This window comes from Streptomyces sp. G45, from assembly GCF_049542095.1.
In the GTDB taxonomy this organism is placed as follows: domain Bacteria; phylum Actinomycetota; class Actinomycetes; order Streptomycetales; family Streptomycetaceae; genus Streptomyces.
Genome location: NZ_JBMUZU010000005.1, coordinates 1 through 14,137, shown reverse-complemented (window position 1 = coordinate 14,137; position 14,137 = coordinate 1). Strand labels below are relative to the sequence as shown.

Annotated in this window: 13 protein-coding genes and 1 pseudogene; 10 read left to right on the top strand and 4 right to left on the bottom strand. The window is 68.9% G+C overall.

Annotated features, from left to right (window positions below):
• Window positions 1-538: 538 nt before the first annotated feature.
• From ACOBQU_RS40810 to ACOBQU_RS40800, 3 genes are all read right to left on the bottom strand, one after another.
• The gene (locus tag ACOBQU_RS40810; RefSeq protein ID WP_423635775.1) at window positions 539-1,108 is read right to left on the bottom strand and encodes a transcriptional regulator; all 570 of its coding nucleotides are present in this window, start codon (window positions 1,106-1,108) and stop codon (window positions 539-541) included.
• A complete protein-coding gene (locus ACOBQU_RS40805) occupies window positions 1,108-4,065 on the bottom strand; it encodes a DUF927 domain-containing protein (RefSeq protein ID WP_423635773.1) in 2,958 nt (985 codons plus the stop codon). Before ACOBQU_RS40805 ends, ACOBQU_RS40810 begins: the two co-directional genes overlap by 1 nt.
• A gap of 245 nt (window positions 4,066-4,310) precedes the next feature.
• Window positions 4,311-4,778 (bottom strand): hypothetical protein, encoded by a 468-nt coding sequence (locus tag ACOBQU_RS40800; protein ID WP_423635771.1) that lies wholly within the window; start codon window positions 4,776-4,778, stop codon window positions 4,311-4,313.
• A 172-nt stretch (window positions 4,779-4,950) separates the two neighbouring features.
• Between ACOBQU_RS40800 and ACOBQU_RS40795 the strand changes: the two genes are divergently transcribed.
• From ACOBQU_RS40795 to ACOBQU_RS40750, 10 genes are all read left to right on the top strand, one after another.
• A complete protein-coding gene (locus ACOBQU_RS40795; RefSeq protein ID WP_423635769.1) occupies window positions 4,951-6,201 on the top strand; it encodes a hypothetical protein in 1,251 nt (416 codons plus the stop codon).
• Window positions 6,198-6,407: a hypothetical protein gene (locus ACOBQU_RS40790; protein ID WP_423635768.1), complete on the top strand. Its 210-nt coding sequence runs from the start codon at window positions 6,198-6,200 to the stop codon at window positions 6,405-6,407. The genes ACOBQU_RS40795 and ACOBQU_RS40790 overlap by 4 nt, the downstream gene beginning before the upstream one ends.
• Window positions 6,404-6,568, top strand: a complete 165-nt coding sequence (locus tag ACOBQU_RS40785) for a hypothetical protein (protein ID WP_423635766.1) — start codon at window positions 6,404-6,406, stop codon at window positions 6,566-6,568. The genes ACOBQU_RS40790 and ACOBQU_RS40785 overlap by 4 nt, the downstream gene beginning before the upstream one ends.
• Before the next feature lie 163 nt (window positions 6,569-6,731).
• Window positions 6,732-8,438, top strand: coding sequence for a hypothetical protein (locus ACOBQU_RS40780; RefSeq protein ID WP_423635764.1), 1,707 nt, complete (start codon window positions 6,732-6,734; stop codon window positions 8,436-8,438).
• A gap of 69 nt (window positions 8,439-8,507) precedes the next feature.
• Entirely contained in the window at window positions 8,508-10,739 is a 2,232-nt protein-coding gene (locus ACOBQU_RS40775) for a hypothetical protein (protein WP_423635762.1), read from the top strand.
• Window positions 10,740-10,897: 158 nt separating this feature from the next.
• Window positions 10,898-11,227, top strand: coding sequence for a hypothetical protein (locus ACOBQU_RS40770; RefSeq protein ID WP_423635760.1), 330 nt, complete (start codon window positions 10,898-10,900; stop codon window positions 11,225-11,227).
• Between the two features lie 587 nt (window positions 11,228-11,814).
• The gene (locus ACOBQU_RS40765) at window positions 11,815-12,651 is read left to right on the top strand and encodes a ParA family protein (RefSeq protein WP_423635758.1); all 837 of its coding nucleotides are present in this window, start codon (window positions 11,815-11,817) and stop codon (window positions 12,649-12,651) included.
• Window positions 12,651-12,872 (top strand): hypothetical protein, encoded by a 222-nt coding sequence (locus tag ACOBQU_RS40760; protein WP_423635757.1) that lies wholly within the window; start codon window positions 12,651-12,653, stop codon window positions 12,870-12,872. The genes ACOBQU_RS40765 and ACOBQU_RS40760 overlap by 1 nt, the downstream gene beginning before the upstream one ends.
• An 83-nt stretch (window positions 12,873-12,955) precedes the next feature.
• Window positions 12,956-13,327, top strand: a complete 372-nt coding sequence (locus ACOBQU_RS40755; RefSeq protein WP_423635755.1) for a hypothetical protein — start codon at window positions 12,956-12,958, stop codon at window positions 13,325-13,327.
• Window positions 13,328-13,424: 97 nt separating this feature from the next.
• On the top strand, window positions 13,425-13,583 hold the full coding sequence (locus tag ACOBQU_RS40750) for a hypothetical protein (RefSeq protein WP_423635753.1): 159 nt from the start codon (window positions 13,425-13,427) through the stop codon (window positions 13,581-13,583).
• A gap of 284 nt (window positions 13,584-13,867) precedes the next feature.
• Here the strand turns inward: ACOBQU_RS40750 and ACOBQU_RS40745 are convergent.
• Window positions 13,868-14,137, bottom strand: a pseudogene (locus ACOBQU_RS40745) (ADP-ribosylglycohydrolase family protein); the annotation flags it as partial.

The window sequence follows — 14,137 nt, the reverse complement described above, 5'->3', positions numbered from 1 at the left end:
TTTCCCGGCCCCGGCCACCGCGCCGTCACCTACGTGACGGACAGTGGCTGCGAGGCTCCGCCTCGCTGGGCCGCGAAGCGGGCCATGCCGTGACGGAACGTCACGGCCCTCGCTGCATAGGGGTGCCATCGACGGATTCGTGTCGGCCCGGTCGGCCCGGTCGGCCCGCCGCAGGTCAGAGGCGGTTTTGGCTGGGCCGACATCGGTCGGCCCGTGTCGGCCCGGGGGCGGATTCTGTCGGCCCGGTGTCGGCCCGGGGGTGCCGGCCACGCTCCGCGCGGCCTGGGCTGTGGCCAACGCTCACAGTGTGTAGGGGTTCTGAGCGGGCGTCAAGAGGGGTGCGGGGGGCGGTGGTTGTCACGGTACGTGATCCGACCCCGGTCCGGCAAGTGGTCTATACCACGCGGCGCATTCCGGAATTGGAAAGCGGCCCGATAGGGACCGACAAAGCGAAAGTGGCCGACGCGGTTATTCCCGCGCCGACCACTTCCACCCGTTTACTGCTGTGATACCCGCTGAACCTCGGATTAACCGTGGATTAGGCGGAGAATCCCACCGCGCTCACGTAGTGGTATTCACCCCAGTCGGTGCCGATGTCCATGAGCCAGTCGCACCATTCGTCTTCCAGGCCGTCCATGTCGTCCTCGGCCCAGCACGCCACGATTTCATCCCAGCGCCGGACGTTCAGGGACCGGTGGGTGATATCGCGCTGGCGTGTGGCGCGCACGCCGGACTGATCGAGGGGTGAGAGTTCCACCCGAGTGCCGCCATTGGCGTTGAGCCGCTTCAGGAGATCCTTGGCGACGTTCCGGCGCCGGTAGTCCCAATAGGCGTCATCGATCTTCGCTAGATTGGCCCTGTTGGGCGTCTGCGTCTCCGCCAGCCACCCGATGAGGGTTCGGGCGCTGACGGAGATTCCGGCGCGCTCCATGGCCTCGTAGCCGCCCGCCGAGGCGGTGAGGTAGCGGAGGCGGGCGGCCAGGCCGCGCTCGCTGTCCACGGGGGACGCGATGCCGGCGGCCAGGATGTCGAGCTGGATGGCGACGGCCAAGCTGGACTTGAGGCCGCGGGCGCCGTACTTCCCGAAGTCGTGAACCCTGCCCGGCATTACTCACCCTCCCCGATCTCGTATTCGTCCTTCACCTTCACCTGGGAAACTCCCCGGCCCTCGGGAAAGACCTGACGCCAGTCACCGACGACGTGCAATTCGTCGGTGCCCGCCATCTTAACAATCGTCAGCCCGGAATTGTGGGCCTTCATTGCCTTCATCCAGAGGTTCGAGAAAGCCTGGGAACGGATGATGTGCATCCAGTCCGGACGGCGGATATCGTGATTGGCGTTCGACTCCCCGATGGTGGAAACGAACTTGGAGTACATCGACTTCACGTATTCCAGGGTCACTTCGTCGCCGGAAGCGATAGCGGCCTCTCGTGCGTCCCTCAGCGTGCGCCGGAACTTCTCCAACAGATTCTCGCTCGCACCCGAGGTGTACGACTCGTGGATAACCGGTGCTTCACACAGCCGACCGTACTTCTCCGTCGAAAGGCGGAGCAGCAGACGCAGCGTCGCTTCGGTAATCCAGACCTCGCCCGGTTCCTCACGGTCGCCAAGGGGGTTGGGAAGGTCCGGGTGATTCCACTCCGGCGGCGTGACGAGGTGGACTCCGGAACGGCGCGGATTGTGCGTGCCGTCGGTGCTGTGCTGCAACGCACCAATAGGCAGATGGGTCTTGAGCGCGGAGAGGTAAGCGCCGTTCATATCCAGCGCGGTAACCGTCTGCCGGGGACCCTTGCGAATCAGGTCCTTGCGGATGAACTTCGGGCGGGCCTCCCAGATTTGGTCACTGCCCTTGGACGACTTCTTGCGCAGGACATCGAGCATGGGCAGGTACGAGGTGTGCTCGTACCGGGCGCCCGTCCGGCAGACGTCCAGCAGCTTCATGGCGTCCGGGATGGCGCGCTTCACCAGAGCCGCGGTGGCCGCCTCGACGTCGCCGCCGTGCGCCCCCAGGGCCTCGCTGACGGCCTGGCCGATGAGGTTCGGGACCTCGGCCAGCGGCTGCACCGGACGCCGCTCCTCACGCTGTCCAGGCACCGCCCTGCCTTGCTGCTCCTGGGCTGCAAGGTTCCTGGAATCCTGGGATTCCTGATTCCTCCGATCCTGGGACACCTGGATGTCGGCCGCCTCCAACAGGGCCTGGAACGTTCCCTGTGCGCCGCCGGGTGCGGCTGCGGTCTGCTCCTCCTGGCCCTCGGTGTGGTCCTGGCCGTGGTCGGCCTGCTGCTGCTCCTGGCGCTCGTCCTCGTTCTCCTCGGTGCTCCCGTATTCCTCCTCGGCCTTGTCGATGAGGAAGCAATACATGCGCTGGGGAATCCTGTTGGTGAACTTCCGAAGCGTCTGGGAAATGCGGCGCCGGTCATTACGACCATCACCGACTTTGAGAACCCCTCGCTGCTTCATGTCCTGGATGCACGCAGAGACGTTCTCAATCTCTGCTTTGCGTCCGATGGCTTCCAAACAGGCGGGGATAACCCACAGTTCATTGGTGGTGGTAAAGCCTTGGATCTGCGACCGCATTTCGCCTTCGAGAAGTGCCGGAACCCGATCAATGGTCGGGAACTCCGAAGGGGCGACCCTGGCCGCGTCGAGTGCGTCCCACAGCAGTTGGCCCGCCGGGAGGTGCGCGGCGACCGCCGAGACTGTGGCCGCGTCGAGCAGCTCGCGCGCGGCCTTGTCGGCAGCCTGGGCGAGTTCGGGAATCTCGATGACCTCACCGAGGATGTGCGCGCCGACCACCCAGGCCGCGTGCATCCCGGCGATGGTGCCGGCCACACCGCCGACGTGCGCGCCGTACGCGTTGGCCAGACGCCGGTGCAGTCGCCGCCACTTGGCCAGGGACTCCGCCGAGTACACCCCGGCCTGGATCGCCCACTCGAACGGCCAGCCCGCGAACTCGACCGCCTTGCGCTTGAGCCACTGCGACAGGTGCTCAGCCTCGGCGCTGGGCTCCACCACCTGGCCGTCGGCATCCACGAACGCGTTCAGCCAGAACGGCCCGGAGACCTCGTACAGGCGGCTGGCCAAGTCCTCGGTTTGCCCGGGACGGCGCAGGGGCCGGTTGGAGCTGGAGCCCAGCAGCGAGCAGAAGCGCCCGTTGCCCGGCATCACGGTGCCGTCCTTGCCGCCGGTGGTGCGGGTGGCCCCGGCGACGATGACGGACAGCAGCTGCTCGGCCGCCGCCAGGTTCAGGGCGAGGCTGGAGAACTCCTCGCGGAAGATGGGCAGGAACCGCGCTTCGCGCAGGACTTGGGGCAGGCCCTGCTTGGAGGTGTCCCACCCTCGGAAGAGCTGCTGGGTGTCGCCGCGGATCGAGCCGTACGCGCAGGCCTGGACGACTTGGGTGGTGGACTTGCCGCACTGGCCGTCGCCCACGAGGTTCAGGATGCAGGCCGGCAGGCCCAGCATCTCCAGCAGCGGCGCGACGAACGCGGCGCCGAGCACGAGGGCGGTCGGGCCGTGCTGGTAGGCGTAGTAGCCGGCCATCGCCCAGAAGTCGCGGGCGGCCTCTTCCTCGCCGCAGGTGACGCGATAGCCGATGTCCTGGGCGGTCGCCTCCGGCATCACCAGCGAGCCGTCAGCGGCTCGGGAGGCTCGGGAGGGAACCTCGGGGGTGTCGAGTGACTGCTTGCGGATCATGGTGGCGAACGCCTGGATCGCGTCGCGGCCGGACGGCTTCTGCATACCGATCTTCCCGGCCCACGATCCGGTGTCCAGCTCGTCCTCGGTCACCAGCCTGGGTCCCTCGATCGTGTCGATCAGGTAGCGGATGCCGTTGTGCTTGCCGTCCTCGGATCGGGCCGTGACCAGACCGATGACCTGGGGCACGAAACCGATCACCAGCGGCTCGCCGCCGCGAGCGGGGCTGTGCATGATCGCCCGGTCAACACGGTTGTAGTACCACCCGGCGCGCATCCCACCGATCGGCTCAAGTACGCCGAACGTGGTCGATGGCGGCTGCTGCGGTGGGGCGTCACCCTCGTCTGCGGGGGTGGGACGCTTTTGCATCTATCGGGCCTTCCTGACAATGCAGTAGCCCGCTGCTGTGGTGGTGGGGAGAAATCTCCCCTACACTCGACAGCGAGCTATGGACTCAGGCGAGGCCCTTTCGGGATAGGTGCGGGAACACCGATGACCCCGGAGGGTCCTCGCCATTTTTGGGATCAAGTAGCGGTGAGCCTACGCCCTGTAGAGGACAGCTCTGCCGCAGGTTCTCATTCGCAGGCGGTCAAGCCCTTGACCAACTTCGATTCCTAGGCGGTCAAGGGGTCAGAGCCTTCGACAGCCAAGAGGATCTGAGGTACCCGCACGCCGACGTAGCGGTCATGCTCCTCGTGGATCTGGCGCCGCTCAGCGGCCCACGGGTCCCAGTCGGGATGCTTCCGGACGAACTCCTGTGAGGCCCGCACGTGGGCGCGGTGCCGGGCGTTGTACGTCTCCTCAGTCACGGTCTTCCCCTTCTTCTTCCTGGGTGCCGGACGCTTGGGGCGCACCGGGACCCCTTCGTCTTCCAGCCAGCCGTAGAGGGTGCTGGGGCCGACCCCCGCCAACTCCCGGGTCCGGTTGCGGCCGGCACCGAGGCGTACGGCCTCGATAGCGCGGGGCCGTACTTCGTCGTGAAGGATGCGGTCGGCTTCTTTGAGCAGTTCCGCGCGGCGAGCACCTGCCTCAGCGACTGCGCGCAGGGCGGCTGCCTGCTTCTCCTCGGGAATCTCGGTCACGGGCCGAGCATACCCAAAACAACAGTCGATGTCTTCCATTGCACACCATGTTGTTTTGTGTCATGGTGGTGATGCCCCCGGAAACGAGGGCGGCCCCCGGCGGTGTCGGAAGCACCGTGTGTCCGGAGGCCTGAGACCACCCCACCTACGTACATAGGAGGGCGATCCTGTGATGGATCGTATCCGTCGGCGTCAGCCGACCGAGAGCCGCATGGTCCCGGTGACCATGCACGGCAAGACGCACCACATCCCCCAGGACGTACCGGTGCCGGCCGCGCCGCGCATCCCGGCTGACTGGGAGCAGCGGGCCCTGGCCGCCGCCCTGGCGGTGACCGGAGCGCTGACGCTGGCCTCGATCGTGTGGTCCACGGTGAGCATCGGGAACCTGCTGCACGGCGGGGTCGGGTACGCCGCCGCGGCGGTGTTCGACGCCTCGTGGGTCGTGGTGCTGCTGATGGAGTACCTGGGCCGCTACGACAAGCAGCGCCGCAAGCGGGCGCGGGTCCTGGGCTGGATGCTGCTGGCGTTCACCATGGGCGCGATCGCCGGGGACGGCATCAAGCAGGATGACATCGGCCTCGCGATCTGCGGCGCGGCCGTGAGCCTCGTGGCCAAGTTGCTGTGGCTGGGCGTGCTCGGGTACGTCCACCGTGACCTGTCGCCGCACGCCGCCGGGTGGGTCGCGGCTGAGCAGGACGCCGCCGCCGCCGAGCTGGCCATCGCCGGAGTTGACCGCCGTGTCGCCCGTTCCCGGGCCAAGGCGACCGCGCACCGCCTGGCCATTGAGCACCTGTACGGCCCCGGCGCCACCCACGAGGTCAGCCGCGCGTCGCACGGCCAGGAGGTCATCGACGTCCAGGCCGAGCCGGACGAGGACGTACTGCGGCGCGCGGTTGCCGACCAGCTCCGGGCACGGGCGATCGTCGCCGCCGAGGGCTATGGCCCGGCCTGGCACGAGGCGTCGGCACAGGCGGACGAGTCGATGCAGGAAGCGATGGACGCGGGGTTCCCCGCCCGCCAGGTCCTGGAACAGGTTGAGCGCTACCGGCCTTCCGCGCCCCGCCGGAACGTTCCGGAAGCTCCGGAAGCCCCGGTATCCGTGCTGGTCAACGCTGCGGAACCGCGCGGGACGTTCCGCCCGGAGCCGGAGGAGGGTCCGGAACCGGTGCACGAGCGGCCGGAGCCGGAGGAGGGTGAGCGGGTGCCGGAGCAGCGGCCGGCGAACCTGCGGGCCGGGGTGCACGCGCTGTACGGATTGGGCATCACCGAGCCGGACGCGATCACGCGTCACCTGGCGTCGGTTCTGGGCTCCAAGCCCAACGCGGCCAGCATCGACCGGTACTTGCGTGAGGCGAAGAAGGCGGCCAGCGCCAAGGGGCCGGACCTGCCGCACGACGGAGACGGAACGGGGTTCTACCGATGAGGCGCTGGGCACGCCTGCCGAACGGCCTTCGCGGAGCACTCATCGTCATCCCCGCCGCGCTGATCACGCTCAACGGCTCGGTCTGGCTCGGGTGCAACAAGGGCGTCGCCATCATCGCGGCCTTGGCCGTGGGCGGCATCGCCACCGAGCTGGTGACGCGCCACGAGAGGCGGCAGGCCGCCCGCAGCGGACGGAACGGCCAGTGAGCGGGCACGACCACGACGGCCGGTTGACGATCGTCGTCCTCGACCCGGATCAGCCGGACGAGCACAGCCCGCTGCGCCGCGCGCTGAAGGGGGTGTCCGGTCTGGTGGTTACGGTCTCGCCGGAAGCCACGGATGACCGTGAACTCCCCAGCGGTTCCTAGTCCCACGACCTGCAAGGGCCTGTGATCTGCATATCGCTGGATCGGTGTCCGACCCGGCACCTACGCTCACGGGACGTACTCGTTCCGTGACGGACCCGGCGGGACGTATCCCCGCCGGGTCCACCTCCCACCACTCAGTCAGGCACTAGGAGGTACGGCAAGCATGACGACTCCAGAGGCCCAGGCACAAACCCTCACCCCGCCAACAGGGGCCGGAATCGCCCCGATGACACAGGCCGGGGCGGACGCTACGGCCACCGCCCCTACGGCGACCGTTCCCGAGCAGCGCACCACGCCCGAGACCGTGCCGACCACGCCGGGCGGGGTCCCCGGAATCCCGCTGCTGACCATCGGCGCCACCAGCACGGTGACCGCCGTCTCCCTCGGCGGTCTGACCGCCGGCCCCCTCGGCGCGATCCTTGTCGGCGGTGGCCTGGCCGCCACCGCCGCCGTCACCGCCGTGGCCCGCGCCGAGCGCACCCCGGCCAAGTCCTCATCGGGCACCAGGAGCAAGGGCACCAACCGCGCGTCGGGCGCCGGGCGGACCACGGGCGGACGCCACGCCGCTGGATCGGGACGGCTGGGCGCGTTCCGCCCCGGCCGCCTCGGCGGAGGCCGCTCCGCCGGGGGCGCGACGGGCGGTCGCCGGGGCTCCTCGGCGGGGCTGCGCTCCGGTGCGGCCTCCGGCATCCGCGCCGCCCAGAAGCGGGCGGGGCAGCTCCGTTCGTCCCGCGCTGCTGCGGCGGCCTCGCCCATGTCGCGGCGGCAGAAGCGCGAGCAACTGACCGCCGACCGCCGCCGGGTGGCCGACGCCCGCCGCAACGCCCGCGCACAGGCGCGTGCGGACCGCAAAGCGTCGGCAGGCTCCGGACGGACACCCGCCGCGCACAAGGCCGTTGCGGGCGGCTCCACGGGCCGTGGCCGGGGCTTTGCGTCGCGCGCCGGGCGGACGCTCGCCGCGATGCGTCCGGGCCGCTCCGGGGGCGCTGGGCGGTCCGGTGGCGGCGTGAACCTGCGCAAGGGACGGGGCGGTTCGGCCGGCACCGCGGGCGGCAGCTCGTCGCGTCCGCGCGTCGGGCGCATCCAGGCCCGGCGCCAGGCCCGTGATGAGGCCCGCAACCGGCGGGTGGCCGCCGAGCGGGCGCACGTTGAAAAGCGCGCCCGGGAACGCGCCCGCAAGTCCGCGCTGCGCCGCTCTGCAGCCCGCTTCCAGGCCCGCCGGATCGCCGCCGGACTGCTGGCCACGCCCCTGGGGCTGCTGTCCCTGCTGATGTGGCTCCCGGCCAAGTTCCTGCGCCTGCGCCCGCCGCAGTGGGGCCGCCGCCTGTACCGGCACCTCGTCCTGGCCGCCACCGACGCCCGGGTGCGGCGCGACGTCGCCGCGTACGACCAGCACGACCAGGAGCAGGCCGAGGCCGAGGCCAACAACCTCAAGCGGCTTCCCGATGTCGAGGAAGCCGACGACTCCGCCACCGCCCCGACCACGACCACCAGCACCACCACCACCGAGGAGATGAACCCCATGGCTTTCGACTTCCGCGCCGCCGCCGAGGAGATGCTGCGTCAGGCCCAGACCGCCGAGCCCGGCGGCATGATGAACGTCTTGGCCGCCTTCCAGACGCTGCCCGAGGCCATCGGGATGATCGCAGAGACCTTCGGCGTCGTCGCCGGACGCGCCTCGGAGGACATGCCGCTGGAGCCGCCCGTGGCGGAGGCCCTGATGGACCTCCACAAGCAGCTCATCGCCTGCGTGGAGACCGCCTCGGAGGTCTCCACCGTGTTCGAGACCACCCATGAGGCGGACATCCGCCGGCACACCGAGCCCCGTCCGGGCGAGGAGCAGTGGGACACCAGCGCCAACCAGGAGTAGCCACCAACGACCGCTGCGGGCCCGGGACTCATCCCGGGCCCGCCCCAACCGGAAGGGGAGGAACCCACCATGACGGGTGAAGCCGTCAGCAAGCCCCGCAAGGTGGCCAGCCAGCAGACCCACATGGCGATCGACTGGATGGCCGGCCACGGCAGCGTCACCGCCCCGGTGGCGATGGCCACCACCGCGACCGCCGTCGCCAGCCTCGGCGCCTGGGCTGAGATGCCCAGCGGCTGGCCGCTCGCGGTCGGCGTGGTCGGCGCCGCCGCGCACGGCATCGGCGTGGGCATCCGCCGCCGCCTGAGCAAGACCAGCATGGGCGTGCGCGCCGCCGCCTGGCTCGCCGCGGGCGGCTGGAGCAGCACGGTCATCGCCAGCGACCCCACCACCTGGGGCGCCGCCGGATGGTGGTCCGCCCTCGGCACCCTCACCGCCATCGCGCTGGGCGCCGGCGCCGGTCTCGTCCGGGCCGACATCCACGAGGAAGCCCTGGACGAGTCCCGCCGCGCCATGGAGGCCGCCATGGTCGAAGCGCAGCTCGCCCGCGCCGACTGGGCCGTCATCACCCGATGGGTGGACATCATCCGCGCCGTCGCGAACGTGGAAGTCACCCCGGCCGCGTTCACCGCACGCGAGAACGGCTCCGGCTTCGCACTCGAGGTCGGCCTGCCCATCGGCTACGGCGCCGACCGCTTCCAGGGCTACGCCACCATGTTCGCGGAGGCCGCCCGCCTCCCCACCGGCTGCCTGGTCAGCATCAAGAAGGCCAAGCAGCAGGGGCACGTCATCCTCGACGTGGACACCGTGGACACCTCGGCGGTCACCACCGAGTACCCCGGCGACTTCTCCCCGCTCAGCGTCCTCGGCGGCCTGCCCTGGGGCCTGGACCGCCGCGGCAAGCAGGTCGAGGTCTACATGCGCGAGGCGTGCGCGCTGATCCTCGGCCCGCCCGGAACCGGCAAGACGACGCTGCTGGACACGATCATCACCCAGTTCACCCGGTGCACCGACACCCTGGTGTTCGGCATCGACACGGGCAAGAAGGGCGACGCGTTCGTCCCGTGGCTGGCCCCCTGGATGGAAGGCCAGGGCATGGCCTCACCGCCGCCGCACACCGCGCGCCTGCCCAAGACCACCCGGCCCGGCGTGGACTGGGTGGCCGCCACCATCGAGGAGGCGGACCTGATGCTGGACGCCCTCATCGACATCGCGGAAGCCCGCCTGACCGACTATCGCGAGCTTATGCAGCGGATGGACACCAAGCTGCTGCCCGTGAGCGCACAAGTCCCCATGATTTTCTGCATCGTGGACGAGGGCGCGGAAATGCTCGCCTACACGGGAATGGACCCGCTGCGAAAGCGAGTCAAGGAAAAGCTCGTCAAGGTCATGCGCACCACTCGCGCGATGGGAATCCGCCTGATTCTCACGGCGACCGACGGAAATCTGTCCAGCCTCGGCGACAGTGCCATTCGCAAGTACAGCCCGGTACGTATCTCACTCACCTGCACCGACCCGGAAGGCGCCGGTACGGCAAAGCTCTTCGGCCACGTCAAGGGACTGGACGCGCGGCAACTCCGAGCGAAAGGCGCGGGCGTTATCGGCGCTTCCACCGAACCCCCCACTGGCTTCTCCCCGAAGCCGTTCCGCACCTGGGTGACCGCGCCGTCCCTCGCCCGCGACGCCTGCCTGGCCACCGAGGCGACCCGGCCCGTCCTGGACGAGCCGTCCGTCCGCGCGGCCGGCGACGTCTACCGCGAGCGGTGGTCGCCCGAGCGCATCGCTTGGCTCACCGGCGGCACGCCGACCGCCCCGGCCCCTGCCTCCGGCCGCCCGAACCTTCCGGGCGTCACCACCACCGACCTCCGCTCGAAGCTGCGCATCCGAGGGCAGGAAGCACCCCCGGCTGCCGCCGACCATGAGAAGGAGGTGGAGAAGTTCCTCGCGGAGCTGGAGAAGCTGCCCGAGGCCGAGGAGCCCCGCCGCGACGAGAAGCCCGGCGGCTTCCGACCCAGCGAGCTGAAGCTGAACATCCGGGGCCAGCAGACGCCGCCCGCCGACGACGCCCAGGCCGCCGCGCCCGGCGACAGCGGCGACTGGAAGCAGGCCGCGCTCCGGGTCGTCCAGGAGGCCGGGGCGGACGTGTGGCTGAGCACGTCGGAGATCCGGGCCCGCCTGGAGGCGGACGGCATCGAGGTGAACCGTTCGACCCTCGCCACTGAGCTGAGCGAGATGGCCCGCCGGGGGCAGATCAGCAAGCGCGGCACCGGTCCGCAGACCCGCTACGGCAGCAACGGACAGTGATTGTTGTCGTTGTTGTTGTCGTCGGCCCGCCCGAGGAAACCCGCGCTCTGGGCCTCGGGCGGGCCGTTGACCAGGACTGACAAGCCCGACAACAACAACGACAACAACAAGAGGCCCGCCACCGACCACAGAACGTGACCACCACCCAAGGGGAACACATGATCCGCGACGCCATCACCTGCGACCGGGACGACTGCATGGCGCTCTACCTCGAACCCGTTGCCGACCCGACCGCCGCGCCCGGCTTCGACCGCCGGCCCACCCGCGCCCAGGACGTCCTCGACTTCGAACAGCTCGTGGACCTCGCCGGGTGGGTGCGCGACGACAAGGCCGGCCACTCCTGCCCGGCCTGCGTCGCCGGACGCGGCCCGGTCCTGGAACGCGGCGAGTGCCCGACCTGTACCGGCCGGACCGTGGACATCGCTGAGGGCGCCCGCTGCCACTACTGCGCCACCGTCACGCCGCACCCCGCCGACGACCTTCTCTGACGCCACAGGCGAGAAGCTGAGGCCCTGCTCCGGACAGCCGCGGAGCGGGGCCTCACGCGTTCGGGCAGCCGCAGCAGACGGCGGCACGGGTCTGACTTCGCCCAGACCAGTTGTAGGAGAAGTAGTCGGCGGCGCTAGCACGCGTTGTCATGCCCGGTGAGCTGCGGTTTCCCCCACTGGGCGCGGAGAGCCGAAGCAACCTGGGCGGCCACCTGGCCGACAACCTGGGAAGCCACCTGGTGGGCGACCTGGGACACAACCTGGGAAGCAACAGCCGCAGTGGGGCGTCGGCATCGGGTCTCAACTTCCTCAGACCCCTCTATAGGAAGTAGTCGGCGTCCGACCGGGCACCTCGCCTACCCCTTGACATGCAGGTCAGACCCCTTGACGACGACTCCCTGCGCCCGGTCTGGGGGCAAGTTGTAGGGCAATTTGAAAGGCAACTTGTAGGGCAATTTGAAAAGCAACTTGTAGGGCAAGTTGTAGGGCAACCTCGCCAGGAAGCTTCGAAGCTTGCTTGCAGGGATGCTTGCCTGCCACTGTCTGGCCTGACGAACGTCCCCTTCCACCCCCGGAAGCAGGCAGGCATGACCTCACCCCCACCCCACGTCGCCGTCTCCAACTACAAGGGCGGTGTCGGCAAGACCTCCCTCGCTCAGGGCCTCACGGTCGCCGCGGCCGAGGCCGGCGACCGCGTTCTGGTCATCGACATGGACGCCCAGGGAAACCTCACCCGGCGTCTGCGTGCCCCGCTCAGCCCCAACCCGGACGAACGCTTCGGCGCCAGCCTCGCGGACGTCCTACAGCGCCCGGCCAAGGGCGAGATCGAGCGAATCCTCGTCCCCTGCGGGTACGGCGGCATCTACAGCGAGCGCATCAGCGTCGCTCCCACCCACTTCGATCTGGAGCTGCTGGCCCGTACCGCCGGACAGGCCGCGAGCGAACGCCGGCTGCTGCGCGCCCTGGCGGGCGTGACCGACGACTTCGACCTCGTCGTCATCGACACCCCACCAAGGCTGTTCTGCCATCTGATCGATATCGCGTGGACCGCGAGCGACGTCATTCTCATGCCGTGTGAGGGTGAATACGAAGCCGTAGAGGCCGCCCGGCGAGTCAAGGAAAGAGTGCTGGAAGACCGCCACACCCTGAACCCTGATCTGGAAATCGCGGGGATGGTCGTCAGCCGGTACCGGAGCAACCTCACGCTGCATAAGCAGCGCGCGAAGGAGATGGAGAAGATCGTGGGTGCGGAAGGTATCTGCCCCACCCGTCTTCCTGAACTCGTCGCTTTCAAGAACATGTCGGAGAAGGCTCTGCCCATCGTGGAATGTGGTTCCGAAGGAAGGCACATGGCATCACTCTATCGGGATGTCTACAAGTGGAGTCGCGACCGCATCAACACTGTAATGAAGGGTGCCGCCTGATGCCTGCCTATGAAGAAGTCTCCGAGGAACGCCAACTTCCCTCCCGCAAGCCGAAAGCACCGGTCGCCGGACTGACAGACGAGGTGGCCATCACCACCACCATTCCGACGCCGCTGCGCCGGAAACTGACGCTCGCACTCGCCATCCATGAGGTGAAACTCAAAGACGCCGTAGCCCAGGCAATTGAAGCGTGGGTGGAGAAACACCCGCCGCGGCTTTGACGGCCCCTTGCGCGTTGCGCACGCCCTGTGCCACAGTCAGGGGGTGCGCAACGCGCACACCACCGAACCGGGGAGGACCCACCATGCCCGTGACCGTGAACCGCACCGAAGGCTGCCGCGCCGAGATCACCTGGGAGCCCCAGGACGACATGCAGGGCTACCTCGTGCAGTCCATCGACAACGAGCGCCTGGCCTACGCGCTCGAATCGCTCGGCGCCAGCCAGGCCGGACTCAACGAGCCCACCGCGAGCGAGGACTACGCCCTGTCTCAGGCGTCCGCCACCGCCTACCTCGCGCAGCTCCTGGAGCGCCGCGCCGCCGTCCAGGTCGTGCAGCTCCGCGAGCACTACGGCCTGTCCTGGCGCCGCATCGCCGTCCACCTCTTCGACGACGCCGCCAAGCAATCCAGCGTCCGGCGGATGTACGAGGCCGGCCGCCGCCACCTCGGCACCTGAGCGCCCTCAGGCCCCAAGGAACAAGGCTTGCAAGGGTCCAAGCATCACAGGAAGCCTGGACCCTTGTTCACTGGCAAACCAGCATCCCAGGGAGCACATGATGGCCAAGAAGGTCACCATCACGGACACCTACGGCGCCACCATCGAGACCATCGTCAGCGACGACGAGACCGCCCGCGAATACGAACAACTGCCCTTCCAGGTAGGTCACATCACCACCGTCACCGTCACCAATGCATCGGACGACGAAGCATGAGGTTCATCAAATTCATTCTGTTTTTCGTGGTCCCACTCGGAATCATCGTCGGCTCATGTAATCCGAATCCCCACTGAGTTGACGTCAGAAAGTATCCTTGTGGCCGACGTGGCAAATCAGCGTCGGCCACAATTCGCTTCCAAGCCCCTTTCACCGCTCATTTCCTTTCCGGAATATGCCCGCTGGTGTAGACCACTTGCCGGACCGGGGTTGGATCACGTACCGTGACAACCACCGCCCCCCGCACCCCTCTTGACGCCCGCTCAGAACCCCTACACACTGTGAGCGTTGCGGCTGGCCTGCTCGGCCGCCGCCTGAGGGTTTCCCCGGGTTCGTCCAGCCGTGGACGTCCGCGCGGATCAGGGCGCCGATCCACTCGCGGTACGGGTTGCGGTGGCGGGCCGTGCGGGGTGGGGCGACGCCGTTGAGGAGGTTGCGGTAGGCGACATAGGCGGTGAAGGTGCGGGCCGCGGGCAGCTCCTCCAGCCAAGCGTAGCCACGTCCGCGGTGGTGAAGGCGGGGCCGTGGCGCTGCAGGAGGAGCAAAGCAATCAT